General features: G+C 65.0%; 23 protein-coding genes. 21 read left to right on the top strand and 2 right to left on the bottom strand.

Annotated elements, in window-relative coordinates; all coding sequences use genetic code 11:
* Position 1: 1 nt before the first annotated feature.
* On the top strand, positions 2 to 943 hold the full coding sequence (locus tag BRAGE_RS0120525; protein ID WP_027557164.1) for a dihydrodipicolinate synthase family protein: 942 nt from the start codon (positions 2 to 4) through the stop codon (positions 941 to 943).
* A gap of 87 nt (positions 944 to 1,030) precedes the next feature.
* Here the strand turns inward: BRAGE_RS0120525 and BRAGE_RS48925 are convergent, their stop codons facing one another.
* A complete protein-coding gene (locus tag BRAGE_RS48925; RefSeq protein WP_035729906.1) occupies positions 1,031 to 1,918 on the bottom strand; it encodes a LysR family transcriptional regulator in 888 nt (295 codons plus the stop codon).
* Positions 1,919 to 2,074: 156 nt separating this feature from the next.
* Here BRAGE_RS48925 and BRAGE_RS0120515 point away from each other — a divergent pair, with 156 nt between their 5' ends.
* The 10 genes from BRAGE_RS0120515 to BRAGE_RS0120470 are packed head-to-tail and all read left to right on the top strand — an operon-like array spanning position 2,075 to position 11,795.
* Positions 2,075 to 3,031, top strand: coding sequence for an N-carbamoyl-D-amino-acid hydrolase (locus BRAGE_RS0120515; RefSeq protein ID WP_265441003.1), 957 nt, complete (start codon positions 2,075 to 2,077; stop codon positions 3,029 to 3,031).
* Positions 3,032 to 3,067: 36 nt separating this feature from the next.
* Positions 3,068 to 3,892 (top strand): ABC transporter substrate-binding protein, encoded by an 825-nt coding sequence (locus tag BRAGE_RS0120510; RefSeq protein WP_027557166.1) that lies wholly within the window; start codon positions 3,068 to 3,070, stop codon positions 3,890 to 3,892.
* Positions 3,889 to 4,746: an amino acid ABC transporter permease gene (locus BRAGE_RS0120505; RefSeq protein ID WP_027557167.1), complete on the top strand. Its 858-nt coding sequence runs from the start codon at positions 3,889 to 3,891 to the stop codon at positions 4,744 to 4,746. Before BRAGE_RS0120510 ends, BRAGE_RS0120505 begins: the two co-directional genes overlap by 4 nt.
* Entirely contained in the window at positions 4,743 to 5,507 is a 765-nt protein-coding gene (locus BRAGE_RS0120500; RefSeq protein WP_027557168.1) for an amino acid ABC transporter ATP-binding protein, read from the top strand. Before BRAGE_RS0120505 ends, BRAGE_RS0120500 begins: the two co-directional genes overlap by 4 nt.
* A gap of 14 nt (positions 5,508 to 5,521) precedes the next feature.
* Positions 5,522 to 6,337: an ABC transporter substrate-binding protein gene (locus BRAGE_RS0120495; RefSeq protein WP_027557169.1), complete on the top strand. Its 816-nt coding sequence runs from the start codon at positions 5,522 to 5,524 to the stop codon at positions 6,335 to 6,337.
* Positions 6,324 to 7,214 (top strand): polysaccharide deacetylase family protein, encoded by an 891-nt coding sequence (locus BRAGE_RS0120490; protein ID WP_027557170.1) that lies wholly within the window; start codon positions 6,324 to 6,326, stop codon positions 7,212 to 7,214. The genes BRAGE_RS0120495 and BRAGE_RS0120490 overlap by 14 nt, the downstream gene beginning before the upstream one ends.
* A 20-nt stretch (positions 7,215 to 7,234) precedes the next feature.
* Entirely contained in the window at positions 7,235 to 8,818 is a 1,584-nt protein-coding gene (locus BRAGE_RS0120485) for an ABC transporter substrate-binding protein (RefSeq protein WP_027557171.1), read from the top strand.
* On the top strand, positions 8,815 to 10,188 hold the full coding sequence (locus BRAGE_RS0120480) for an amidohydrolase family protein (protein ID WP_027557172.1): 1,374 nt from the start codon (positions 8,815 to 8,817) through the stop codon (positions 10,186 to 10,188). Before BRAGE_RS0120485 ends, BRAGE_RS0120480 begins: the two co-directional genes overlap by 4 nt.
* Positions 10,189 to 10,210: 22 nt before the next feature.
* Entirely contained in the window at positions 10,211 to 11,137 is a 927-nt protein-coding gene (locus BRAGE_RS0120475; protein ID WP_027557173.1) for an N-carbamoyl-D-amino-acid hydrolase, read from the top strand.
* A gap of 13 nt (positions 11,138 to 11,150) precedes the next feature.
* Positions 11,151 to 11,795, top strand: coding sequence for a flavin reductase family protein (locus BRAGE_RS0120470; protein WP_027557174.1), 645 nt, complete (start codon positions 11,151 to 11,153; stop codon positions 11,793 to 11,795).
* A gap of 16 nt (positions 11,796 to 11,811) precedes the next feature.
* On the opposite strand, the gene BRAGE_RS0120465 is transcribed toward BRAGE_RS0120470, so the two are convergent.
* On the bottom strand, positions 11,812 to 12,474 hold the full coding sequence (locus tag BRAGE_RS0120465; RefSeq protein WP_027557175.1) for an aspartate/glutamate racemase family protein: 663 nt from the start codon (positions 12,472 to 12,474) through the stop codon (positions 11,812 to 11,814).
* Between the two features lie 147 nt (positions 12,475 to 12,621).
* Between BRAGE_RS0120465 and hydA (BRAGE_RS0120460) the strand changes: the two genes are divergently transcribed.
* The 10 genes from hydA (BRAGE_RS0120460) to hydA (BRAGE_RS0120415) all read left to right on the top strand — a co-directional run bounded on the left by hydA (BRAGE_RS0120460) (position 12,622) and on the right by hydA (BRAGE_RS0120415) (position 24,783).
* Positions 12,622 to 14,091, top strand: coding sequence for a dihydropyrimidinase (gene hydA / locus BRAGE_RS0120460; protein ID WP_027557176.1), 1,470 nt, complete (start codon positions 12,622 to 12,624; stop codon positions 14,089 to 14,091).
* A gap of 12 nt (positions 14,092 to 14,103) precedes the next feature.
* Positions 14,104 to 15,096, top strand: a complete 993-nt coding sequence (locus tag BRAGE_RS0120455) for an NAD-dependent epimerase/dehydratase family protein (RefSeq protein ID WP_027557177.1) — start codon at positions 14,104 to 14,106, stop codon at positions 15,094 to 15,096.
* A 1-nt stretch (position 15,097) separates the two neighbouring features.
* Positions 15,098 to 15,859: an SDR family oxidoreductase gene (locus tag BRAGE_RS0120450; RefSeq protein WP_027557178.1), complete on the top strand. Its 762-nt coding sequence runs from the start codon at positions 15,098 to 15,100 to the stop codon at positions 15,857 to 15,859.
* A complete protein-coding gene (locus BRAGE_RS0120445; protein WP_027557179.1) occupies positions 15,856 to 17,292 on the top strand; it encodes an NAD(P)-binding domain-containing protein in 1,437 nt (478 codons plus the stop codon). Before BRAGE_RS0120450 ends, BRAGE_RS0120445 begins: the two co-directional genes overlap by 4 nt.
* A 115-nt stretch (positions 17,293 to 17,407) precedes the next feature.
* Positions 17,408 to 19,027 carry an ABC transporter substrate-binding protein gene (locus tag BRAGE_RS0120440; protein WP_027557180.1) on the top strand — a complete coding sequence of 540 codons (1,620 nt, stop codon included), beginning with the start codon at positions 17,408 to 17,410 and terminating at the stop codon, positions 19,025 to 19,027.
* 28 nt (positions 19,028 to 19,055) lie between these two features.
* Complete coding sequence (locus tag BRAGE_RS0120435) at positions 19,056 to 20,087, top strand: ABC transporter permease (protein WP_027557181.1); 1,032 nt, start codon at positions 19,056 to 19,058, stop codon at positions 20,085 to 20,087.
* Complete coding sequence (locus BRAGE_RS0120430; RefSeq protein ID WP_027557182.1) at positions 20,084 to 20,944, top strand: ABC transporter permease; 861 nt, start codon at positions 20,084 to 20,086, stop codon at positions 20,942 to 20,944. Before BRAGE_RS0120435 ends, BRAGE_RS0120430 begins: the two co-directional genes overlap by 4 nt.
* The gene (gene nikE / locus BRAGE_RS0120425) at positions 20,941 to 22,602 is read left to right on the top strand and encodes a nickel ABC transporter ATP-binding protein NikE (RefSeq protein ID WP_027557183.1); all 1,662 of its coding nucleotides are present in this window, start codon (positions 20,941 to 20,943) and stop codon (positions 22,600 to 22,602) included. Before BRAGE_RS0120430 ends, nikE begins: the two co-directional genes overlap by 4 nt.
* Before the next feature lie 34 nt (positions 22,603 to 22,636).
* A complete protein-coding gene (locus BRAGE_RS0120420) occupies positions 22,637 to 23,362 on the top strand; it encodes a maleate cis-trans isomerase family protein (protein WP_035729902.1) in 726 nt (241 codons plus the stop codon).
* Positions 23,359 to 24,783 (top strand): dihydropyrimidinase, encoded by a 1,425-nt coding sequence (gene hydA / locus BRAGE_RS0120415; RefSeq protein ID WP_092218539.1) that lies wholly within the window; start codon positions 23,359 to 23,361, stop codon positions 24,781 to 24,783. Before BRAGE_RS0120420 ends, hydA (BRAGE_RS0120415) begins: the two co-directional genes overlap by 4 nt.
* The last annotated feature ends 17 nt before the right edge of the window (positions 24,784 to 24,800 follow it).

The raw sequence follows: 24,800 nt of genomic DNA, 5'->3' as shown, positions 1-24,800 counted from the left end.
GATGTCGGTCAGGACGCGGACATTTGGCGATCGGCTTCGCGGCATTCATGCTGCGACGATCGTCCCGATGACGCCGGACTTTGGGATCGACGAGGCGAAGCTTGCAGCGCATCTCGCCTCGGTCGCCTCCACGCCCGGCATCAACGGGCTCCTGGTCAACGGCCACGCCGGCGAGAATTTCGTGCTGTCCCTCGCTGAAAAGCAACGCGTGGTGGAGCTGACGAGAGAGCACGCTCCGAAGGACTGCCTGATCGTCTCTGGCGTCAATCATGAATCCAGCCTGGAGGCTGCGCGAGAGGCAGCCACGCTGGAGCAGGCGGGTGCGGACGGGCTGCTGGTGTTTCCGCCCAACAGCTGGGCGCTCGGTCACGCCGACGGCTGTGTTATCGAACATCACCGCCGTATCCGCGATGCCACGACCGTGCCGCTGATGCTCTACGCCGCGCCAGTCGGTGCGGGTGCAATGGCCTATGTGTCGCCGCTGCTCGAGCAACTCGTCGCCGACCCTCGCTTCGTCGCGATCAAAGAGGGCAGCTGGGAGGTCGCTGCCTACGAACAGAATTTGAGGCTGATCCGCAAGCTGCGGCCGGACTTCACCGTGCTCGGCTCGGGAGATGAGCACCTGCTGACGAGCTATCTCGTCGGCTCGGCCGGCAGCCAAGTCAGTCTCGCCTGTGTCGTTCCGGAACTGGTGGTCAGCCTCTGGATCGCGGCGGAGGCTGGCGATTGGCCGCGGGCTCGCGCGGTGCACGACAAGCTGTATCCGCTGGCAGCTGCGATCTACCGCGATCCGCCCGGAGGACGGGCAACGGTGCGGCTCAAGGCCTGCCTGAAGCTGCTCGGACGCCTGTCATGCGACGCGGTGCGGCCGCCGCAGCCGCCGGCGACACCGGATGAGTTGCGGGCACTCGACCTTGCCTTGCGGATCGCCGGACAGGGATGATGGCGGCACATCAGAACGATTTCGCGCGTGGTCGGGCGGCCTGACTAGGTACGACGTCGGCTTGTGCAGTCAGAGTAAATGCGCCCATCATTCAAGCTGTCGGCTTGCTCGGCGGACTTCATCGAGGAACACTCTTGCAAGACGCGAGAGCGGCTCGGCCTCCGACCACAGCATGTATGCCAGAGCAGGTGTCTTGGGAAGGAAGGGGCGTATGACCAGCCCTTGATTACCAGCCTGGTGCGGCGAGAATGGATCCACCACCGCCGCGCCGGCGCCTGCCGCGGCGAGCACGCAGGCGGTGTTGCAGTATCGCACCTCGACGGTCGGCTGGAATGGAGCGCCGGCCGAAGCAAAACTCGCGCGCACGGCCTCACCCAACTGTGTTCCACGCTCGAGCCCGATGAAGGGGAGATCGACGAGATCGGACGCGGTGATCACCGCGCGGTCCGCCAGCGGATGCTGCGGCGGCATGACGCAGACCATCTCGCCGGTGTGGACCACTTCATGCGCGATGCCCGGATGATGCGAGAAGCCGAGCACGAAGCCGAGCTCGGCGACCCGGCTCAGCAATCCGTCGATGATACCCTCATAGCGGCGTACGTCGAAGAACATCCGCGTCTGCGGCCGCCGACGCAGGAAGACCGACAATGCGGGCGGGATGATGCTGTAGGCCAGCGGCGGCGTTGCGACGATCGACAGATGCCCAGTGCGACATTCCCTGAGGTCACGGACGCGGTTTTCCAGCTTGGCATGCAGCGCAAAAATCGTCTCGCTTTCCTTGTAGAGCGCCATCGCCTCCGCGGTCGGAAACAGGCGGTTGTTGACGCGCTCGAACAAGGCGAAGCCCGCCTGCGTCTCCATCGCCTTCAGCGCGTTGCTGATCGCCGGCTGTGACAGTGACAGCTCCTCGGCTGCTGCGACCGTTGTCCGGTGTCGAACGACCGCACGCAAAATTTCGAGTTGGCGCAGGTTCATCTATTCGTGCCCGTTATAGTTCGGCTGAAAATATCATAGCACGAGTGATTGCCAACGCTGTCCAGCTTTCTTGTAATGCACTGCGGAAAGTGCGCTGCCGAAGGGAAAATCGGTTCGCCTAACGAGGCAGCAGTCCGCTTGATTTGGAGGCAATGTTTGACCCGCGTCCTTCGTGCTGCGGCCGCCCAGATGGGGCCGACGCAAAGAGCAGACACCCGCGCGCATACGCTCGATCGCATGTTGAAACTTTTGGATGCGGCGGCTGAACAAGGCGCGCGCTTCGTGGTGTTTCCCGAACTGGCCTTCACGACGTTCTTTCCGCGCTGGCTGCTCGAAGGCGATGGGCTCGATCAGTATTTCGAGCGCGGCATGCCGAACCCGGCTGTCCAAGCCCTGTTCGACCGCGCCCGCGCGCTCGGCGTCGGCTTCTATGTCGGCTATGCCGAGCTGACAGCAGATGGCCGGCGCTACAATTGCGCGATCCTGGTCGACGACGTCGGCGAGATCATCGGCCGCTATCGCAAGGTGCATCTGCCGGGCTCGGTCGAGCCGCGGGCGGGCGCGCGCTATCAGCAACTCGAGAAACGCTATTTCGAGTATGGCGATCTCGGCTTTCCGGCCTTCCGCACCGGTTCGGCGTGGGGACAGGCGATCATGGGCATGATGATCTGCAACGATCGCCGTTGGCCGGAATCCTGGCGGGTGCTCGGCCTGCAGGGCGTTGAGCTCGTGTGCATCGGCTACAACTCCGCGGCCTACGATCCGAACGGCGGGACCAGCGAGGATGCCGCGCTGCGCACCTTCCATTCGACGCTGGTCGCACAGGCCAACGCCTACATGAACGCGACCTGGGCGATTGCGGTGGCGAAGGCGGGCGACGAGGATGGCTCCGGCCTGATCGGCGGCTCCTGCATCGTCGATCCGAATGGCAGGATCGTTGCACAGGCGAAGACCCTCGCCGACGAAGTCATCGTCGCCGACATCGATCTCGATCTCTGCCGTCAGGGCAAGGACAAGATGTTCAATTTTGCGGCCCACCGGCGGCCCGAGCAGTACCGGGCGATCACCGAACGCGCCGGCGTCATCGAGCCGGCGCTTCTCGACATGGATTGACACGCGGCCGGTTGCAGCGTTGGCAAAGGAGCTGACATGACACGCCTCTCGCTTTTGCTTGGCCTTGCCGTGCTCGTCGCAGCCACTTCGGTGCGGGCAGCTGAACTGCCTGCGGAGATCAAGCAAGCCGGTGCGCTGAAGCTGACGGTAAACTCGACCTATGCACCGATGGAATATCGCGATCCCGCGACCAACGAACTGGTCGGGCTCGACATCGATCTCGCGAACGAGCTTGCCAAGCGGCTTGGTGTGAAGATCGTCTGGAGCGAGACGCCGTTCGCCGAGCTTATTCCATCGCTGCAGACAAAGCGCGCCGATTTCATCATCAGTGGCATTCAGGATCGCAGCTCGCGGCGCGAGACGGCGGATTTCATTGATTACCTGACGACGGGACCGCAATTCTTTGTCATGGCCGAGAGTGTGGCGAAGATCGCCACCGATCTTTGCGGCAAGAAGGTCGGTACCACGCGCAGCACCGCTTTCCCGCTCGAGATCGAGAAGTGGAGCAAGCAGAATTGCGAGGCCGCAGGCAAGCCAGCGATCCAGTATGTTCCGGGCGAGAACTCGATCGATGTACGGAATCAGCTCAAGCAGGGCCGCATCGATGCCGCCGTGCAGGGCAGCGAGACCTTGCCTTATGCCCAGCAGCAGGAGGCCGGCAGATATCGCGTCATCGGCGAGCAGTTGTCCACGGGTTATCAGGGCATCATGTTCCGCAAGGACGATGCCGCACTGCGCGAAGTAGTGACAGAACATCTCGCGGCGATGATCGCCGACGGCTCCTACAAGAGGATCCTCGACAAATTTGGGCTGGGTGCGAATGCGGTCGAGAAGCCCCTGATGAACGCAGCGCCGCAATGAGGGCATCCCCGACCCTCGCAGACGGATTTCCTGATCTCTCGCAGATGCAGATCGCGCGGGAGATCCACTGGCGGCGGTGGCTGGCAGCGGCCGCGATCGTCGTGGTGCTTGCGGCGATCGCTCGCGCCTTTGCCAATGGCCAGATCGAATGGTCCTATGTCAGCCGCTTCCTGACCGCGAAGGTGATCCTCCAGGGCATCGTCAACACCATGGTGATGGCGGTGCTCGCGATGGCACTCGGCATCGTCCTCGGCGTGGCCGCGGCAATCATGCGGCTGTCACCCAATCCGGTGCTGAAGTCGGTTGCCGCAGGTTACACTTGGCTGTTCCGCGGCACGCCGCTGATCCTGCAACTCCTCCTGTGGTTCAACCTCGCGCTGGTGTTTCCGACCATCGGTATTCCCGGCCTGTGGACGGCGCGGGCCGTTGACGTCATGACGCCGTTCCTCGCAGCGCTGCTCGGGCTCGGCATCAACCAGGGTGCCTATACGTCGGAAGTGATGCGCGCCGGCATGCTGTCGGTCGACGCCGGGCAGTATGAGGCGGCGCAGGCGATCGGCATGGGGCGGCTGCGGGCGCTGCGGCGGATCATCCTGCCTCAGGCGATGCGGGTGGTGATCCCACCGCTCGGCAACGAGTTCATCGGCATGGTGAAGGCGACCTCGCTCGCCAGCGTGATCCAGTATCCCGAGGTGCTGCACAACGCCGAGAATATCTACTACGCGAATTCGCGCGTCATCGAGCTTCTGATCGTCGCCGGTTGCTGGTATCTGCTGGTGGTATCGATCCTGACGCCGCTGCAGATGTTGCTCGAGCGCCATTTTGCGCGTGGAACGGCACGGATCAACCGATGACGAAACCGCTCGTCGCGATCCGCTCCGCCAGCAAGGCCTTTGGAGAGTTCCAGGCTCTCAAGAATGTCTCGCTCGACGTGTGGCCGGGCGAGGTTCTGTGTCTGATCGGTGCGTCAGGTTCTGGCAAGACGACGCTGCTTCGCTGCATCAACCAGCTCACCGTGATCGACAGCGGCGGTATCTGGCTGGATGGCGAGATGCTGGGCGTCCGCGAGGAGGGCGGCAAGCTGCGCCGCCTCACCGAGCGGCAGATCGCGCGGCAGCGGCTGAAAACCGGCATGGTGTTCCAGCGCTTCAACCTGTTTCCGCACAAGACGGCGCTGGAGAACATCACGGAAGGACCGGTGCAGGTGCAGGGCCGCAACCCGGGCGAGGTGCGCGCCGAGGCAATCGAGCTCCTGCGGCGTGTCGGGCTTGCGACGAAAGCGGACTCCTATCCGTCGCAGCTTTCGGGCGGCCAGCAGCAGCGCGTGGCGATCGCGCGGGCGCTGGCGATGAAGCCGATGCTAATGCTGTTCGACGAGCCGACCAGCGCGCTCGATCCCGAGCTTGTGGGCGAGGTGCTGGCTGTCATGAGGGAGCTCGCGCAGAGCGGCATGACCATGATGGTGGTGACGCACGAGCTTGGCTTTGCCCGCGAGGTCGCGGACCGCGTCGTCTACATGGACCATGGCGCAATCGTGGAGTCCGGGCGCGCCGCCGACGTTCTCGGGGCGCCGTGTGAGGCGCGCACACAGGCGTTTCTGGCGGCGGTGATCTGATGGGGGGAGAGTTGATGATCAGGCTGGTTGTTGCGGGCGCACTGGGGATGATTGTGGCCGGTCCGGCCTTCGCGGTCGAGCTGCCTGCGGAGATTGCGAAGCGCGGCAGCATCAAGGTCGCCATCGTGCCGAACTACCCGCCGATGGAGTTCCGCGATCCCGCCACCAACGCGCTGACTGGATTCGATATCGATCTCGGCGAGGCGCTCGGTCGCAAGCTCGGCGTCAAACTGGAGTGGGAAGAGACAAGCTTCGCGCAGTTCATGCCGTCGATTTCGTCGGGGCGGGTGGATGCGATCCTGTCCGGCTTCACCGACTATGCGACGCGGCATGAGGCGGCAACCTTCGTCGATTATCTGCGCAGCGGCCCGCAGTTCTTTGTGCAGCAGTCGCGAGCCGCGGAATTCAAGGACATGGCGGCGCTGTGCGGTAGGAAAGTCGGAGCGAGCCGCCGCACCATGTTCCCGGATCAGATCGCGGCGTGGAGCGCGGCCCATTGTGGCAGCAATCCCATTGTGTTCGTCGGCACCGAAGGCTCGGCGGACGCGCGGACGCAGTTGAAGCAGGGCCGGATCGACGCGGCCGTCCAGGGCAACGAGACGCTGCCCTACATCATGAATCAGGAGCCCGGCGTTTACGCACCGCTCGGCCAGGCCATTGCGGCGCAGTTCACCGGCATCGCGCTGCCTGTGAAGGAGAAAGCCCTGCATCAGGCCTTCGTGGAGGCGCTCGACGCGTTGATCGCCGACGGCACCTACCGCGCCCTGCTGGCGAAGTGGAAATTGAACGACAACGGCGTGGAGAAGGCGACCATCAATGCTGGACAGTAAGGCACTCCAGAGCATCCCGCTCGTCCCGGCGAACACCGCGGATCCGGCACCGAATTATCCCTGGCCGAAGCCTTGGAGGTCGGCGATGTTCCTGTCGTTCGATGTCGACGCTGAGAGCGCCTGGACCAGCAAGGACGCCGTGCACGCCCAGCGCCTGATCACCATGAGCTATGGCGGCTATGAGGCGCGGGTCGGCACACCGAAGTTGCTGGAGCTGCTCGATCAGCTCGACCTGAAGGCGACGTTCTTCGTCACCGGCTGGTCGGTCGATGCGCATCCGGCAATGGCCGAATCCATCCTCAAGGCCGGTCATGAGATCGGCCATCACGGTTATCATCATCTGCTGCCCGATCCCGGCGATCCCTGGATCGAGGAGGAGCTGGAGCGTGGTTTCGAGGCGTTGAAGCGGCGGCTGGGCGTCAGGCCGATCGGCTATCGTGCGCCCTATGGCGAATTTACCGAGGAGCTGCGCCGGGCGCTGGTCCGGCACGGCATCGTCTACACATCATCGTTCCGCGATGACGTGCGGCCTTACCGTCATCGCCTGGCCGACGGCAAACCCGGCACGATCGAGCTGCCGGTCACCGCGAGCTATGACGATTGGATGCACGGCCTCTCGGCGCGCTTCAGCCCGCGCTCGATCTTTCCCAAGGAGCATGTGCTCTCGATCTGGAAGGACGAGTTGGATGAGGTCCGTGACTGGGGCGCGATGGTGACCACCGTGCTGCATCCGCAATGCAGCGGCCGTCCGATGCGGCTCCGTCTGCTGCGCGAGTTCCTGGCCTACGCCAAATCCTGTCCGGACCTGTGGATCACGACCGGGGAGGCGATCGCCGCGAATTTCCAGAAGCATGAAGCCGCCGGTCAGTCGCGCTGATGAGCATGGGCAAGTCTTCGATGCAGTTCTCCCGCCGGTCATTGCTTCGTGCGGCCGCTATGGCGCCTGCCTTTTCCTTGCCGGGCATCGTGCGCGCGCAATCGCAGACCACGCTGCGCTTCATCCCGGTGATCGATCTGGCTTTCCTCGATCCGGTCTATTCCACCGCGCAGGTGTCGCGCAACCACGGCTTCATGGTCTACGACACGCTCTACGGCATGAATGCGGCGCTGGAAGTCTCGCCGCAGATGGTGTCGGGCCATGTCGTCTCCAATGACGCTAAGCAGTGGGACCTGACGCTGCGCGACGGGCTTTTCTGGCATGACGGCGAGCGGGTGCTGGCGCGTGACTGCGTCGCGAGCATCCGCCGCTGGGCCTCGCGCGACGGGTTCGGCGGCGAATTGATGGCGGCGACCGAAGAGTTGTCTGCGCCGGATGACCGTACCATCCGCTTCCGCTTGCGGCGGCTGTTCCCGCTGCTGCCGCAGGCGCTCGGCAAGGCCGCAGTGCATGCCGCTTTCATGATGCCCGAGCGGTTTGCGAGCCAGGATCCGCTCAAGCCGGTCACCGAAGTGATCGGCAGCGGGCCATTCCGCTTCATCGCGGATGAGCGCGTGCCCGGCGTACGCAACGCCTATGCCCGGTTCGAGCGCTATCAGCCTCGCCAGGACGGCAAGCCGGATTGGACCGCCGGTCCCAAGATCGTGCACTACGACCGCGTTGTGTGGACCACGACGCCGGACCCGGGGACAGCCGTGGCGGCCCTCCAGACCGGCGAGCAGGATTGGCAGGAAACCACGCCGCACGACTTGCTGCCCGTGCTGAAGCAGTCCGACGAGGTCGAAACGCGTGTGCTCGACCCCCGCGGCTATGCGTGCATGCTCCGCGTCAATCACCTGCAGCCGCCGTTCGACAATCCGGCGATCCGCCGTGCGCTGCTCGGTGCAATCGATCAAGCCGACTTCATGACCGCAGTCGCGGGTGGAGATCCGGCGTACCAGCTCTCGCCGATCGGCTATTTCGCGCCGGGAACGCCGATGGCCAATGACGTCGGGCTCGACGTCTTCCGCGGCCCGCGCGATATGGCTAAGGTGAAGGCCGACCTGGCGGCGGCTGGCTACAGTGGTGAGAAGGTCGTGCTGCTGTCGCCGGGCAATTCGGCCGCGCAAAAGCCGCTCGGCCAGGTTGCGGCCGACATGCTGCGGAGGGCCGGGATGAACGTCGATCATCAGACACTCGACTTCGCAGTCGTGCTGCAGCGTCAGCTCAAGAAGGATCCAATCGACAAGGGCGGCTGGAGCGCTGCCGTCGGCAATTGGCAAGGCATCGACTGGCTCAACCCGGCCGGCAACACCAACCTGCGCGGCGAAGGGAAGGTCGCCGGATGGTACAGCAGCGAAAGAATGGGCGGCCTGCGCGGTCAGTGGCTCACGGCGTCGTCGCTCGAAGAGCAGCAGCGGATCTGCCGCGAGATCCAGGCGCTGGCGTTTGACGAGATCCCGTATTTTCCGATCGGCCTGTACAAGCAACCGACCGCCTACCGCAAGAGCATCACCGGCATCCTCGACGGCACCGCGGTCTTCTGGAATGTGCGTCCATCATGAGCAGCATCGCGATCTTCGGCAGCTATGTACTATCTCGCCGCGACGGCGCGCAGGATGTGCTGCGCGATCACTGGGTGCTGATCGAAGGCAAGACGATCGCGGCGGTCACCAAGGACAGGCCGTTCGCCGCTGAGGTTCATGATCGTCCCGGCCGCTTCATCCTGCCGGGCCTGATGAACCTGCATAATCACTGCTTCAGCGAGGCGGTGGCGCGCAGCCACACCGAGGACGGCAATGGCCGGCGCAACAATCAGAGCATCGTGTATACGGTGCTGCTACCGCTGACCAAGCGTGGCGCCGATCTGCTTTCGGCCGAGGAGCGCCTTGCAGTCGCGCGGCTCGGTATTCTGCAGTTACTCAAGGGCGGGGCGACCACGGTGATGGAGCCGTTCCGCAACACCATCCCTGAAATGTTCGATGCCGCCGAGGAGATGGGCATCCGCTTCTATGGCGCGCCCTATCTGTTCTCGACCTCGGACGCCAAGGCTGGCCCGGACGGCGTGGTCAGATATGACGGCGACGACGGCGCGGCAGACTTGGCCGCCTGGAACGCGCTCTATCAGCGCTGGAATGGTTGCGGCGACGGCCGGATCGGCCTTGCGATGAGCCCGCATGCGACCGACACCTGCGGACCTGACCTGCTCAAGGCGTGCGCGGCGCGCGCCCGAGAGCTCGGCGTGCCCATCACCACCCATCTGGCGCAGAGCCGGGCCGAGGTGGAAACGATTGGCAAGCGTTATGACGGCCGCACGCCGGCTGAATATCTCGATTGGCTGGGCCTGCTGGCTCCCGATCTCCTCGCAGCGCATTGCATCGCGAGCTCCGACAGCGATCTGAAGCTGATGGCGGCGCGCGGCGCCGCGGTGCTGAATTGCCCGCGGGTGTTCGCCCGATCCGGCGTCACGGCGGCATTCGGCCGGTTTGCCGAACATGGCGTGCGCACCGTGGTCGGCACCGACGGTTACAACATGGACCTGCTCGGCGAGCTCAACGCGGCCTCGATGATCTCGAAACTTGCGCTGCAACGCGCCGAGGTCGCGAGCGCCCCTGACTTGATCGAGGCGGTGACCGCGACCACTGCCTCGCTGGTGAAGCGTCCGGATCTCGGGGCGATTGCGCCCGGCGCAACGGCCGATCTGACCATCATTGACATGACCCATCCGCACCTGCAGCCGCTGTTCGATCCGCGCCGCGCGCTGGTCGCGCTCGGCAACCGCGCAAATGTCGATCAGGTCATCGTCGATGGGCGGGTGCTGATCGATGCCGGCCGTTACGTTCATGGTGATGAAGCCGCCATCACCTCGGCGGGGGCCGCTGCGATCGGCAAGATCTGGGATCTGCCGGAAGCGCAGGCGGCGTTTGCCGGCTGAGTCTGCAAGGAGAGCAACGACTATGCGCATGATCAACGTCGCCGCAGCCCAGATGGGCCCGATCCAGCGCGCGGAGGGACGCGATGTCGTGGTCAGGCGCATGCTCGCGCTGATGGACGAAGCCAAGGCGAAAGGTGCCGACCTGATCGTCTATCCCGAGCTCGCGCTGACCACCTTCTTCCCGCGCTGGTACATGGAGAACCGCGCCGATGCCGATGGCTGGTTCGAGCGCGAGATGCCCAATGAGGCCGTGCGGCCGCTGTTCGAGCGCGCGGCCCGCCACGAGATGGCGATGAGCTTTGGCTATGCCGAACTGACGCCGGATGGCCATCATTTCAACACCGCGATCCTCACCGACCGCAGCGGCAATATCGCTGGTAAGTACCGCAAGATCCATTTGCCCGGCCATGCCGAGTTCGATTCGGAACGTACGCACCAGCATCTGGAGAAACGCTATTTCGAGCCGGGCGATCTCGGCTTTCCGGTCTGGCGCAATCTCGGCGGCATCATGGGCATGGCCGTCTGCAACGACCGCCGCTGGCCGGAAACCTACCGCGTGATGGGGCTGCAGGGCGTCGAGATGGTGCTGATCGGATACAATACGCCATCGGTCAACGCGCAGAAGGGCGACGAAGGGCCGGAGAAGCGGCTGTTCCACAACCGCCTCTCGGCGCAGGCCGGTGCCTACCAGAATTCCTGCTGGGTCGTCGCGGTCGCCAAGGCCGGTGACGAGGACGGCCATCCCCTGATCGGCGGTAGCCTCATCGTCAATCCCGACGGCGAGATCGTCGCCGAAGCCAAGACCGAGGATGACGAGCTGCTGGTGCATCCTTGCGATCTCGACGCCACCGCGTTCGGCAAGCAGACCATCTTCAATTTCGCAGCCCACCGTCGCACCGAGCATTATGGCCTGATCACCAGCCGTACCGGCGCGATCCCGCCGCCGTGAAGGACGTGGTGTGATGACGAGCCTTTCCTTTCGCGACCTTGCGCCTCGGGAGCGCTACAAGCTGCTGTGCGGCGTGGTGGTGCCGCGGCCGATCGCCTTCGTCACGACCATGGACGAGAACGGCGCGCTCAACGCGGCGCCGTTCAGCTTCTTCAACGTGTTCTCCGAGGACCCGCCGTTGATCGTGCTCGGCCTTCAGCATCATCCTGACGGCCGGTTCAAGGACACTACGCGCAACATCCACCGCACCGGTGAATTCGTCGTGCATATGGTGGACGAGGCGCTGGCGAAAGTGATGAACGACTGCGCGGTGGACTTCCCGTCCGGCGAGAGCGAGGTTGCGGCCGTGGGTCTGACGGCGGAGGCCAGCGCCGAGGTCAAGGTGCCGCGGCTGGCCGCAGCGCCCTTCGCGCTGGAATGCCGGCGTCAGGTCTCGCTCGCATTTGGTCCAGGCCGCGAGTTGCTGGTTGGCGAAGTGCTTCATCTGCATGCGCGCGAAGGGCTGCTTGATCCGGCGCGCATGTATGTCGACATGGCGACCTATCAGCCGATCGGACGGCTGTTCGGCAATCTCTATTCGACCCAGCGCGACATGTTCGCGATGGATCGCGAGAGCTATGACGATTGGCAGGCGAGGCGGGCGCGTGAAGCACGCTAGCCTGCCAACCACCGCGTCACGACGCGCCGAATTGCACGGCGCCCAGCGCCATGGTCACGGCGGCCTGGGTCGGATCGATCACGGGAATGCCGAGCGCGTCCTCGAGCGGCTTGCGATGACGCGCCATGCCCGCGCAGCCCATCACGACGGCGCCGGCACCATCTTCTTCTTTCAGGGCGCGGCCGACTGTGATCATCTTGGCGAGCGTGCCTTCGCCCGATGCGGTTTCCGCCACGCTCATGTCGAGCGGACGCTCGCCGGCCAGCCGATCCATCAGGCCCATCTGGCGCAGATAGCGCATGTGCCGGCGGATCGAGCGCTGCGCGATCGCGATCACGCCAAAGGTCTCGGCGCGGGTCAGCGCGGTCAGCACGCCGCATTCGGCAATGCCCAGCACCGGCCGCGTGGTGGCTTCGCGGCAGACATGCAGGCCGGGATCGCTGTAGCAGGCGATCACAAAGGCCGCCGACTCGTTGTCGCCGGCGACGGTGCGCCGCAGCGGCATCACCACGCTTTCGGCGTCGGCCTGGCTTTCGATGCCGTAGGGTCCCTCAGTCAGGGTCTCGCACACGATCTCCGGACCGTCGGCAAAGGACAGCCGCTTCAACGCCTCGGCAAGGCCGGCGGTGACCACGTGGTTGGAGTTCGGGTTGATGACCATGATGCGCGGTCGGGGCATGGGAGGTTCCTGTTTGGGCGGTGTTGACGGTGCGAAACAGAGGCAATCACTATGCCATGGACAGCATGAAGCGGTCATGCGCAGGGCGCAAGGGCGCGCCGCAAAGGTGCGCGCCGGACGACAACAATTACGCAAGGAGACATCGTCATGACCGAACCCGCCTATGACCTGATCATCCGTGGCGGGCGCGTCGCCACGACCACCGACGTGTTCGAGGCCGACGTGGCGATCGCAGGTGAGGTCATCGTTGCGATGGGGCGCGTGCTCGGTCCGGCCAAGCGCGAGATCGATGCGCGCGGCAAGCTCGTGCTGCCCGGTGGCGTCGACAGCCATTGTCACATCGAACAGTTGTCCGCTGCCGGCATCATGAATGCCGACACCTTCGAGAGTGCCACGACGTCGGCGGCCTTCGGCGGCACGACCTCGGTCATCTCCTTTGCCGCGCAGCATGTCGGCATGCAATTGGGGCAGATTCTGGAGGATTATCACGCACTCGCGCGAAATGGCGCGGTGATCGACTACGCCTTCCACATGATCATCGCCGATCCGACCAAGGAAGCGCTTGAGCGCGACCTTCCGGCGCTGATCCGCCAGGGCCATGGCTCGATCAAGATCTTCATGACCTATGACCGGCTGAAGATCGATGACGAGCCGCTGCTTGATATCCTCATCGCCGCGCGCGAGGGCGGCGCGATGCTGTGCGCCCATGCGGAAAATCACGGCATCATCTCCTGGATGGTGAAGCGCCTGCTCGCGCGCGGCTACACTCATCCGAAATATCACGCGATCAGCCATGCGCGCTTTTCGGAAGCAGAGGCGTTCAACCGCCTGATCGGCATGGCGGCCCTGGTCGACCAGCCGATCATGATCTTCCACGTCTCGACCGCCGAAGGCGCGCGGACGATCCGCGATGCCCGCGGGCAGGGGTTGAAAGTGTTTGCCGAAACCTGCCCGCAATACCTGTTCCTCACCGCCGACGATCTCGACAAGCCGGGCGCGGAAGGCGCCAAATGGATGTGTAGCCCGCCACCGCGCCGCAAGGACGACCAGGAGGCGCTGTGGAAGGCGTTATCGCTCGGCGATCTGCAAACCATCTCCTCCGACCATGCGCCGTATCGCTTCGACGAGACCGGCAAGCTTCGCGCCGGGCCGAACCCGAACTTCAAGCAGGTGGCCAACGGCCTGCCGGGCCTCGAGATGCGGCTGCCGCTGCTGTTCGATGCGATGGTCTCCAAGGGACGGCTCGGCCTCGAGAAGTTCGTCGAGCTGACCGCGACCGCGCCGGCCAAGATCTACAATCTGCATCCGCGCAAGGGCTCGATCGCCGTCGGCGCTGACGCCGATATCGCGATCTGGGATCCCGATCGCCGCGTGACCGTCACCGACGCGATGATGCATGATCTGGCCGGCTACACGCCGTTCGCCGGCCGTTCGCTGCAGGGCTGGCCGGTGACGGTGCTCTCCCGCGGCCGCGTCATCGTCGAAAGCGGCAAGCTGAACGCCTCGCCGGGCTCCGGCCGCTTCCTGGCGCGCAGCGGCGGCGAGGCGGCGAAACCGACCGGTCGATTGGTCTCGGACATGAACCCGGAGCAGAATTTTGGCGCCAAGCTATTGTGAGCGGACCGCGAGATGAGGGTCGTGATCTTCGGCGGCGCAGGCTTTGTCGGGCTCAATATCGCGGAGCTGCTGCTTGCCCGCGGCCATGCGGTCACGCTGTTCGATCAGGCCGAGTTGCCGGTGGAGGCGCGCTGCGCCTTTGCGCCTTACGGTGAACGCTTGCGGGTGCTGCGAGGGGACGTGACCGAGCACAGCGCGGTTGAGGCCGCAGTCGGGCCGGGATGCGATGCCGTGGTGCTTGGCGCCGCGATCACGGCAGGCGCAGCGCGCGATGCCGCCGAGCCGGAGCGCATCCTGGCCGTCAATCTGCTGGCGCAGGTGCCGATCCTGACCGCTGCGCGCAAGGCAAAGGTGCGGCGTGTGATCAACCTGTCGTCCGCTGCAAGCTATGGCGCGAGCGGCCTGCATTATCCGCTGCTCGAAGAGACGACGCCCTGCGATCCGCAATCGCTGTATGCGATCACGAAATTCGCCTCTGAGCGTGTGGTGGCGCGGCTCTCCGACCTCTGGCAGGCCGATGTGATCAGCGTCCGGCTCTCGGGCGTGTTCGGCCCGTACGAGCGTGCAGGCGGTGTCCGCGACACGCCATCGCCGCAGGCGCTGATTGTGGATTGCGCGCGGCGGGGCGCGCCGGCGTTGCTCAGCGAGCCCGGTGCACGGGACTGGGTCTATGCCGCCGACGTCGCCGCCGCCGTCGGCGTGCTGCTCGATGCCGCCCGGCCCCGTCACATGCTTTACAATATCTCGAGCGGCGTGACGTTCACCGCCGAGGCCTGGGGCAAGGCTTTTGCCGATAAGGTTTTTGCCGACCCGGACAGCGGTTTCGTTTGCCGCGTGGCTGTCTCCGGCGAGACACCAACCGTGACGGTGCACGGCCCGACCCGGGCGCCGCTGTCGGTACAGCGCATGGCCGACGAATTCGGATGGCGTGCCAAATTTGGCTGCGAGGAGTCAGCGGAGCATATGCGGCGCTGGTTGCATGATCATGATCGAGGGGGCGCCTGAGATGAAGCTGGCGGGCAGGGTGGCCATCATCACAGGCGGCGGCTCCGGGATCGGCCGGGCCAGCGCCGTTCTGTTCGCCCGCGAAGGCGCCTTCGTTGCGCTGGTCGATCGCGATGCTGACAGCGCAGCCGAAACGCTGGCGATGCTTCGCGAACAGGGGGGCAGCGGCAGCGTCCATGTTGGCGATGTCGGCGACGCCGATTTTGCAAGCGCCACCGTCGAAAGTGTCGCAACAAGCGGCGGCAGGCTGGACGTGCTGATGACGTCTGCCGGCTTCTCCTGCGGCGGTACCGTGATCACGACCGCGCTGGCGGATTGGGAGGCGGTATTCCGTGCCAATGTCGGCGGCACCTGGTTGTGGGCGCGCGCGGCAGTGCCGATCATGCAGCGGCAAGGCAAGGGCGCCATCATCACGCTGGCGTCGCAGCTGGCGATCGCTGGCGGCAAGGGCAACAGCGCCTATATTGCGGCCAAGGGCGCCATCGTCAGCCTGACCCGCACCATGGCCATCGATTTCGCGACCGATGGCATCCGTGTCAACGCGTTGGCGCCCGGCGCGATCGACACGCCGCTGCTGCGCCGCAGTTTTGCGCGCCATGCCGATCCCGAGCCGGTGCGCGAGGCCTCGCGGCAGCGTCATGCCATGAAGCGATTCGGCCGCGCCGACGAGGTGGCGGCGGCCGCGCTCTATCTCGCCAGTGACGATTCCTCCTTCGTCACCGGCACGGTGCTTCCAGTCGATGGCGGGTGGCTTGCGGCATGAGTGATGGGCTTGCAGCACTTGCAGTTCAGGTCCGCGCCGATCTTGCCAAGACGGCGCATCCAGGCATGCCCTGGCTGACGCCGATGACGGCTCCCGATGGCAGCCGCGCTCTGGACGTGCTCATTGTTGGGGCTGGTCAATCCGGACTTGCGACGGCTTTCGGCCTGCAGCGCTCGCAGGTCACCAACATCCGCGTGCTCGACAAGGCGGATGAGGATTGCGAAGGCCCATGGCTGACCTATGCGCGGATGCCGACCCTGCGCAGTCCGAAGGACTACACCGGCCCTGATCTCGACCTGCCGAGCCTGACCTATCAGGCCTGGCACGAGGCCAAATTCGGAACGGAGAGCTGGCGCGATCTTGGTCTGATCCCGCGCGAATATTGGGCGGCCTATCTGTCGTGGTATCGCAAGGTGCTCGGTCTACCGGTGCACAATGGCTGCGAGGTGACCGATATTGCACCTGAGGCTAACGGCCTATTGCAGGCAACAGTGAGCACTGCTCATGGCGAGGAGGTGCTTTACGCCCGCAAGATCGTGCTCGCGACGGGACAGGAAGGCATGGGCGATTGGAGCATTCCCGAACCATTGCGGCATCTGCCGGCGTCGCGATGCGTTACCTGCGCGGCGCCGATCGATTTTACCGCGCTACGCGGCAAGCGCGTCGCGGTGATTGGCGCGGGCGCCTCGGCCTTCGATAACGCAGCGATGGCACTCGAGGCTGGTGCGGGCGCCGTGCATTTGCTGTGCCGGCGCGCTGCGATCCAGCTGGTGCAGCCCTATCGATGGCTGACCTTCCGCGGCTTCCTCAGGCATTTTTCCGAGCTCGACGATTCCTGGCGCTGGCGCTTCATGCGCGCGGTGCTCGAGCTGCGCGAGGGATTTCCGCAAGCCACCTATGATCGCTGCGCCCGGCACGCGACGTTCCATCTGCGCGAGGGCGCACCTGTCGATGGAGCGCGGGAGACTGTTGACGGCGTGCTGCTGCGCACGCCACGTGGCGAGATCGCGGTCGATTTCGTCATCTGCGCCACCGGCATCATGATGGACTTTGCCGGTCGCCCCGAGCTGAAGCGATGCGCCGATAACATCGCGCGCTGGGCCGACTGCTACACGCCGCCGGCGCAGGAACAGAGCCCGCGCCTTGGCGCCTTTCCTTATTTGTCGGACGACTATGCCTTCTGCGAGCGCGCGGTTGGACGAACACCGTGGATCTCCGGCATTCACCTGTTCGCCATCGCCTCGACCATGAGCTTTGGTCCGTCCGGCTCCTCGATCAATGCGATGACGACGGCGGTGCCGAAGCTGGTCCACGGCCTCACGCGCGACCTGTTCCGCGCCGATATCGACAAGCACTGGGCGGCATTCCAGGCCTATGATGTCCCTCAAGCTGTAATCCGGCGCGCGCCCGCGGCGGCGGAGGGGAGCGCGTGATGCCGGCGAGCGCATATGCATTCCACTGCGACGAAGAAGCATGCCAAACTGCCTGTTTCTGGCACATGATTTGCTGCCATTTCGGGCGTGCGCGGCCTAACAAAGGACAGAGGCGATGTACTCCGTGATTTCCAGGCATCTGATTTCGGCGTCCGCCGTTCTTCTTTCGGCGACATTGATTGCGCCCGCGGCCCGTGCGCAGAGCCGCGCTGAGACCTTGCGCTACGTGACGGCGGCAACGGTCAACACGCTCGATCCCAACATTCCCGGCTCGACCCGCGAAGCCTTCGCGCTCAGCATGAGCAGCTATGACCGGCTGGTGTCGTTCGGCCGCAAACAGCTCAACGGCAAATGGGTGTTCGATCTCGATACCATCAATGGCGAGCTCGCGGAGTCCTTCAGCGTCAGCTCCGATGGCCTGAAGATCACCTTCAAGCTTCGTCCCGACGCCAAGTTCCACGACGGCTCGCCGGTTACTGCAGAAGACGTGAAGTGGTCGCTCGACCGCTGCGTCACCGCGCCGGTACTCGGCAAGGCGCAATTGCTGACGGGATCGTTGACCAGCGCCGACCAGTTCAAGGTGATCGATCCGCTGACCCTTGAAGTGACATTGCCGCGGCCCGACAAGCTGGCGCTGCCGAACCTTGCGACCGTCTATCCCATCATCATCAATTCCAAGCTCGCCAAATCGCATGCGACTCCTGAGGATCCTTGGGCGCTGAGCTGGCTGAAGGAGAACGAGGCGGGCAGCGGCGCCTATATCGTCGAAACCTTCAAGCCGGGCGAGCAGGCGATCGCCAAGCGCAACGAGGCCTGGAATCGCGGCTCGCCGGACAAGCCGGCGTCCTTCAAGCGGCTGATCATCCAGTCGGTACCGGAGCCGGCGACGCGCGCCAATCTGGTCGAGCGCGGCGACGCGGACCTCGTGATCGACCTGCAGGCCAGCGACGTCCAGGCGCTGGAGGCCAAAGGCAAGCTGAAGGTGATTTCGACGCCGCAATACAATGCGGTGACCTTCATCTCGATGAACAACAAGATCCCGCCGTTCGACAACGTCAACGTCCGCCGGGCGGTCGCCGCGGCGCTACCCTATGATGACATGTTCAAGGCGGCGCTGTTCGGCCGCGGCACGCCGCTGTTCGGTGCCAGCTGGGCCGACGGTACGCCGCCGAGCGGCGGCTATCCGATCCCGCAACCGGTCAAGCTCGATCTGGAGAAGGCGCGGGCCTATCTGAAGGAGGCCGGCGTGCCCGAAGGTTTCGCCACGACCTTCAGCTTCAACGTCGGTCAGGCCGCGACTGCCGAACCGATGGCCGCCCTGGTCAAGGAATCGCTGGAGAAGATCGGCATCAAGGTCGACATCCAGAAGCTGCCGGATGCGCAGATGTCGACCTCGATCAATGAGAAGAAGCTGCCATTCTTCACCGAAGGCATTGTCGCCTGGCTGCCGTCGACCGATTATTTCTACCGCAACTTCTATACCGGCAATCAGCGCTGGAACTATTCCTCCACGGACAATGCCGAGCTGGAGAAGATCGCGCAGGCAGCGCGCTTCGAGCCGGACAAGGCGAAGTACGAGGCGGAGGGCAAGGAGCTCAACGCCATCCATTTCGAGCAGATGTTCCAGGTCCCGCTCTGGCAGCCGGCGCAGGACGCAGTGATGGTCGCCAATCTTGACGGCTATGTCTATCAATTCACCCGCCAGGTGGATTATCGTAACCTGAGCCGCAAATAGCAGCGGAGCAGGGAGCACGGCGAAGAGCATGGGCACGATCGGTGCAACTTTGATCCGGGCTGGGCAGCGGTTTCTCTCGTCACTGCCGGCGCTGTTCGGCGTGCTGGTCTTCACTTTCCTCCTGATGCGGGTGTTGCCAGGCGATCCCGCCGTGTTCTTTGCCTCCGGTCCCAGTGCCGGCAAGGAGGAGATCGAGGTCGTCCGCAAGCAACTCGGGCTGGACCGGTCGCTGCCGGAGCAGCTCGGCATCTATCTCTACGATGTCGGCCGCGGCAATCTCGGCCGTTCCATGATGACGGGGCAGCCGGTCGCCAAGGACCTGCAGCAGCGCCTGCCGGCCTCGCTCGAGCTGACGCTGACCGCGCTCGTGATCGCGCTGATCGCGGCGGTGCCGCTCGGCGTGCTGGCCGCGCTGCGGCCGAACTCGCTGATCGATCACGGCGTACGGCTGTTCTGCTCGCTCGGCGTCTGCGTGCCGACCTTCGTCTCCGGACTGCTGCTGATCTACGTGTTCTACTATCTGCTGGGTCTTGCCCCCGATCCGACCGGACGGATCGACGTCTTCGCCTCGGTGCCGCCGGCACGCACCGGCTTCCTGATGGTGGATTTCCTGCTCGCGGGTGACGTCGAGGGTTGGTGGGCCGCGGCGCGTCAGTTGATGCTGCCTGCCTTCACGATGGCGCTGTTCGTGATCGCGCCGCTCGCCCGCATCACCCGTGCCTCGATGCTGGTGTCGCTCGGCAGCGATTTCGTGCGTACCGCGCGCTCGATCGGCCTGTCGCGCTGGCAGATCGTGGTGACCTATGCGCTGCGGAATGCAATCCTGCCCGTGATCACCATCGCCGGCATTGTGTTCTCGACCATGCTCGGTGCCAATGTGCTGGTCGAGAAAGTGTTCTCCTGGCCGGGCGTTGCGTCCTACGCGCTCGATGCGCTGCTGGTCTCCGACTATGCGCCGGTGCAGGGCTTCGTGCTGCTGATGGCCAGCATCTTCGTCGCGGTCAATCTCCTGGTCGATGTGCTCTACGGCATCGCCGATCCCAGGGCGACGGTCGCATGAGCCTTACAGCAACATCGTCGGGGCTGCGTCACACCGTGTGGGTGCTGCGCGGTAACCTCGTTACCGCGATTGCCGCCGCGGCGGCGATATTGCTGGCGCTGGTCGCGATCTTCGGCCCCATGCTGGTGCCTTATGATCCCGTCGCTTCGGACGTGCCGCGTGCGCTGCAGCCGCCGAGCGCACTCCACTGGGCCGGCACCGACCAGCTCGGCCGCGATGTCTTCAGCCGATTGATCGTCGCCACGCGGCTCGATCTCGCCATCGCCGTGACGGCCGTCAGCGTGTCCTTCGTGATCGGCGCGGTGATCGGCTCGCTCTGCGGCTATGTCGGCGGCAAGCTCGATCGCGCGGTCGGCCGGTTCGTCGACGTGCTGATGGCCTTTCCGCTGTTCGTGCTCGCCATGGCCATGGTCGCAGCGCTCGGCAACCGGGTCGAGAATATCGTCATCGCGACCGCGATCATCAATCTGCCGTTCTACATCCGCTTCGCGCGCGCGGAGGTCAACATCCGCCGCAATCTCGGTTGGGTGGAGGCGGCGCGCGCCTGCGGCGATGGGCATGTCTCCGTCGTGCTGCGCTTCCTGCTACCCAACGTGCTGCCGGCGATGGCGGTGCAGATGTCGCTCAATCTCGGCTGGGCGATCCTGAATGCCGCGGGCCTCTCCTTCATCGGCCTGGGCGTCAAGCCGCCGACGCCGGAATGGGGCATCATGGTCGCCGAGGGCGCGCGCTTCATCTCGACGGGCAGGTGGTGGCTGGTGTCGTTTCCGGGACTGGCCCTGATGCTGGCCGTGCTCTGCTTCAACCTGCTCGGCGACGGGTTGCGCGATATCCTCGATCCGCGCATGCGCACATGATGTCGCCACTGCTCGAAATCGACAATCTCGGCGTCACGTTCTCGACCCGGCGCGGGCTCGTCGAGGCGCTGCGGGGCGTCTCGCTGTCGCTCCAGCCGGGTGAAATGCTGGGCCTCGTCGGTGAGAGCGGGTCCGGCAAATCAGTCACCGGCTTCGCGGTCACGGGCCTGCTCGACAAAGCGGGTCGCATCACGGCCGGTCGTGTCAAGTTCAGAGGCCAGGACATTACGCGCGCGTCAGGGGCGGAGCTGCGCAACCTGCACGGCGCCAACATGGCGATGATCTTCCAGAATCCGCGCGCCGCGCTCAATCCGATCCGCACCGTCGGTGCCCAGATCGCCGATGCCGTCCTTTCGCATCGGCGGCTCTCGAAGCAGGAGGCGCGGGCCGAGGCGCTGAAGTTGCTGCGCGCGGTGCAGATCCGCGATCCCGACCGGCGGCTGGATGCCTATCCGCACGAGCTCTCCGGCGGCATGTGCCAGCGCGTGATGATCGCGATCGCGATCTCCTGTAATCCATCACTTCTGATTGCCGACGAGCCGACCACCGGCCTCGATGTGACGACACAAAAGGTGGTCATGGACCTCCTGGCGCGCATCGTCGCCGAACGGGGAATGACGACAATCCTCATCACCCACGATCTTGGTCTTGCGGCACATTATTGTCGGCGCGTGGTGGTGATGGAGCAGGGGCGGCTCGTGGAAGAAGGCGCGCCGCAGACATTGTTTCGGGCGCCGCAGCACGCCTATACCAAGCGACTGGTGGCATCGTCGCCGACCGCGACATCGCGTGTCGGCGACCTCGTGCCGGCCGACGAAGCTCTGCCGGTTGTCGAGGTGAAGGAGCGGCCGACGCCGGCGCCGGGCACGCCGCCGCTGCTGGACGTCCAGCACGTCGTCAAGCGTTTCGACGACGGCGCCGCTGCGGTGGCGGATTTCTCGATGACCATGGCGGCGGGCGAGAGCGTCGGCCTGGTCGGGGAGTCCGGCTCCGGCAAGAGCACCACCGCCCGCATGATCTGCCGGCTGATCGATCCGAGCGCAGGCGACATCCTGTTCGACGGCTATTCGATCGCAAAGCTGCCGGCGCGTGATTTTCATCGCTCGCCGCTACGCAAGGAAATCCAGATCGTCTTTCAGGATCCGCACGAGAGCCTCAATCCGCGCTTTACCGCGTTCGACTGCATTGCTCATCCGCTGCTGAGGCTCACCGGCCTGCGCCCCGGCGACGCGCTGCGTTCCCGGGTCGAGGAGTGCGCCGACCGCGTCGGCCTGCCGCGTGAATTGTTGTCACGCTTCCCGCATCAATTGTCGGGTGGCCAGAAGGCGCGCATCGGCATCGCCCGCGCCATTGCATGTCGGCCGCGTTTGCTGGTGCTTGACGAGCCCACTGCGGCGCTCGATGTCTCGGTGCAGGCCGTAGTGCTGCAGCTGCTCGACCGGCTTCGGCGCGAGGACAATCTCGCTTTCCTGTTCGTCAGCCACGACCTCAACGTGGTACGCATGATGTGCAGCCGGACCATCGTGCTGCGCGCCGGTGGCATCGTCGAGCAGGGCGAGAGCCTCGCTCTGTTTGCCAATCCGCAGACGGATTACACGCGCGAGCTGGTCGAAGCTATCCCACACATTGGTTCGCCTGTTTCGCTTCTGCCCGCCTGATTTCCACTTCCAATTCATGGCTATATGGCCCTACATGCGTCTCGGTATGATCACCCCGTCCTCCAATTCGGTACTGGAGCCCGTCACCAGTGCCATGCTGCATGGTGTGGCGGACGTCACCGCGCATTTCTCGCGCTTTCGCGTCACCGAGATCGCGCTCGATGCCGCGGCACTGAGCCAGTTCGACGCCTCGGCGATGCTGCCGGCGGCGGATCTGCTGGCCGACGCCAAGGTCGATGCCATCGCCTGGAACGGCACGTCGGCGAGCTGGCTCGGCATCGACCGCGACCGGAGCCTTTGCGAGGCGATCACCGCGCGCACCGGCAAGCCCGCGACGACGTCGACGCTGGCCTGCATCGATGCCGCCCGCGCGCTCGGCAGCAAGCGCGTCGGCCTCGTATCGCCCTACACGGACGATGTGCAGCGGCGGATCGCCGACGTCTGGGCGACGGAAGGCATCGCGCCGCATGCTGAGCGGCATCTCGGTCTGCGTGACAATTTTTCCTTCGGTGAGGTCACGCCCGCGGCGATAGCGGACATGATCCGCGCCGTCGCGGCGGAGGGGGCCGATGCCGCAATCGTCCTCTGCACTAATCTCGATGGCGCGGCGCTTGCGGCCTCGCTCGAGCGGGAATTGAACGTTGCCGTGCTCGATTCGGTGGCGGTCACGCTGTGGCGAACGCTGGAGCTGGCCGGCGGCGACATCGCAGCCCTCGCGCAGTGGGGACGCATTTTCCAGACATCGGCGATCATCAAATGACGGAGAGCCCTGTGACGCAGCTCGATCTCGCCATTCGCGGCGGTACCATCGTGACGGCCAGCGACGAGTTTCGCGCCGATATCGGAATTCGCGGCGGCCGCATCGTCAGCATCGCCGACCGCATCGAGGGCGCGGCCCGTGAGATCGACGCGACGGGTCTGCTGGCGCTGCCGGGCGGCATCGACAGCCACGTCCACATCTCCCAGCCCTCGGGCCCCGACGTGGTGATGGCCGACGATTTTGCCTCGGCGACGCGCGCGGCAGCGGCCGGCGGCAACACCATGGTGCTGCCCTTCGCGCTGCAGGAGAAAGGCACCTCGCTGCGCACTTGTGTCGAGGACTATCGCAAGCTCGCCGAGGGCGAGTGCTACATCGACACCGCCTTCCACCTCATCATCTCCGATCCGACCGCAGTGGTGCTCGGGCAGGAGCTGCCGGCCCTCGTCAAGGACGGCTACACCTCGTTCAAGGTGTTCATGACCTATGACGACCTCGTGCTCAGCGACAAGCAGCTGCTCGAGGTGTTCGAGGTCGCGCGCCGCGAGGAGGCACTGGTCATGGTTCATTGCGAAGGCTACGACGCCATTCGCTTCCTCACCAGCAAGCTCGAACGCGAGGGCCACATCGCGCCCTACTATCACGGCACTTCGCGGCCCCAAGCGGTCGAGCGCGAGGCGACACATCGCGCCATCAGCCATGCTGAGGTGATCGGCGTTCCCATCATGATCGTGCACGTCTCTGGGCGCGAGGCGATGGAGCAGGTGCGCTGGGCCCAGCAGCGCGGCTTGCCTGTGCATGCCGAGACCTGCCCCCAATACATCACGCTCACGGCCGACGACATGAAGGGCCTGAACATGGACATCACGGGCGCGAAATATGTCTGCTCGCCGCCGCCGCGTGATGTCGAGAGCCAGCAGGCGATCTGGGAGGGCATCACGTCAGGCGTGTTCCAGACCTTCTCGTCCGATCACTGCCCATTCCGCTACGATGATCCCAAGGGTAAGCTGACGCCGAACGCCCGCACCTCGTTCCGCTGGGTGCCGAACGGCATTCCCGGCGTCGAGACGCGGCTGCCGATCCTGTTCTCAGAAGGCGTCTCGAAGGGACGCATCACCCTGCAAAGGTTCGTCGAGCTAACGGCGACCAACCACGCGAGGATCTACGGTCTCTATCCGCGCAAGGGCTCGATCGGCGTCGGCTTCGATGCCGATATCGTGCTGTGGGATCCCAAGCTGAAGAAGAAGATTCAGCAGGCCGATCTTCACCACGGCGCGGACTATACGCCCTGGGAAGGCTTTGATGTCACCGGTTGGCCCGTCACCACCATCGCCCGCGGCCGGGTCGTGTACGACCAGGGCGAGATCGTCGGCGACAAAGGCGCGGGTGAGGTGCTGAGCCGCGGCAAGTCGAGCCTGATCTGACCAGGCGCAGCTCGCGC

Source organism: Bradyrhizobium genosp. SA-4 str. CB756 (assembly GCF_000473125.1).
Taxonomy (GTDB): domain Bacteria; phylum Pseudomonadota; class Alphaproteobacteria; order Rhizobiales; family Xanthobacteraceae; genus Bradyrhizobium; species Bradyrhizobium arachidis.
The sequence above is the reverse complement of the archived record's forward strand: the minus strand, read 5'-3'. Positions and strand labels throughout refer to the sequence as shown.

Coding starts and splice junctions, on each gene's coding strand:
- BRAGE_RS0120525 (WP_027557164.1), top strand. CDS start 2: ATGTCGGTCAGGACGCGGACATTTGGCGATCGGCTTCGCGGCATTCAT.
- BRAGE_RS48925 (WP_035729906.1), bottom strand. CDS start 1,918: ATGAACCTGCGCCAACTCGAAATTTTGCGTGCGGTCGTTCGACACCGG.
- BRAGE_RS0120510 (WP_027557166.1), top strand. CDS start 3,068: ATGACACGCCTCTCGCTTTTGCTTGGCCTTGCCGTGCTCGTCGCAGCC.
- BRAGE_RS0120505 (WP_027557167.1), top strand. CDS start 3,889: ATGAGGGCATCCCCGACCCTCGCAGACGGATTTCCTGATCTCTCGCAG.
- BRAGE_RS0120500 (WP_027557168.1), top strand. CDS start 4,743: ATGACGAAACCGCTCGTCGCGATCCGCTCCGCCAGCAAGGCCTTTGGA.
- BRAGE_RS0120495 (WP_027557169.1), top strand. CDS start 5,522: ATGATCAGGCTGGTTGTTGCGGGCGCACTGGGGATGATTGTGGCCGGT.
- BRAGE_RS0120490 (WP_027557170.1), top strand. CDS start 6,324: ATGCTGGACAGTAAGGCACTCCAGAGCATCCCGCTCGTCCCGGCGAAC.
- BRAGE_RS0120485 (WP_027557171.1), top strand. CDS start 7,235: ATGCAGTTCTCCCGCCGGTCATTGCTTCGTGCGGCCGCTATGGCGCCT.
- BRAGE_RS0120480 (WP_027557172.1), top strand. CDS start 8,815: ATGAGCAGCATCGCGATCTTCGGCAGCTATGTACTATCTCGCCGCGAC.
- BRAGE_RS0120475 (WP_027557173.1), top strand. CDS start 10,211: ATGCGCATGATCAACGTCGCCGCAGCCCAGATGGGCCCGATCCAGCGC.
- BRAGE_RS0120470 (WP_027557174.1), top strand. CDS start 11,151: ATGACGAGCCTTTCCTTTCGCGACCTTGCGCCTCGGGAGCGCTACAAG.
- BRAGE_RS0120465 (WP_027557175.1), bottom strand. CDS start 12,474: ATGCCCCGACCGCGCATCATGGTCATCAACCCGAACTCCAACCACGTG.
- hydA (WP_027557176.1), top strand. CDS start 12,622: ATGACCGAACCCGCCTATGACCTGATCATCCGTGGCGGGCGCGTCGCC.
- BRAGE_RS0120455 (WP_027557177.1), top strand. CDS start 14,104: ATGAGGGTCGTGATCTTCGGCGGCGCAGGCTTTGTCGGGCTCAATATC.
- BRAGE_RS0120450 (WP_027557178.1), top strand. CDS start 15,098: ATGAAGCTGGCGGGCAGGGTGGCCATCATCACAGGCGGCGGCTCCGGG.
- BRAGE_RS0120445 (WP_027557179.1), top strand. CDS start 15,856: ATGAGTGATGGGCTTGCAGCACTTGCAGTTCAGGTCCGCGCCGATCTT.
- BRAGE_RS0120440 (WP_027557180.1), top strand. CDS start 17,408: ATGTACTCCGTGATTTCCAGGCATCTGATTTCGGCGTCCGCCGTTCTT.
- BRAGE_RS0120435 (WP_027557181.1), top strand. CDS start 19,056: ATGGGCACGATCGGTGCAACTTTGATCCGGGCTGGGCAGCGGTTTCTC.
- BRAGE_RS0120430 (WP_027557182.1), top strand. CDS start 20,084: ATGAGCCTTACAGCAACATCGTCGGGGCTGCGTCACACCGTGTGGGTG.
- nikE (WP_027557183.1), top strand. CDS start 20,941: ATGATGTCGCCACTGCTCGAAATCGACAATCTCGGCGTCACGTTCTCG.
- BRAGE_RS0120420 (WP_035729902.1), top strand. CDS start 22,637: ATGCGTCTCGGTATGATCACCCCGTCCTCCAATTCGGTACTGGAGCCC.
- hydA (WP_092218539.1), top strand. CDS start 23,359: ATGACGGAGAGCCCTGTGACGCAGCTCGATCTCGCCATTCGCGGCGGT.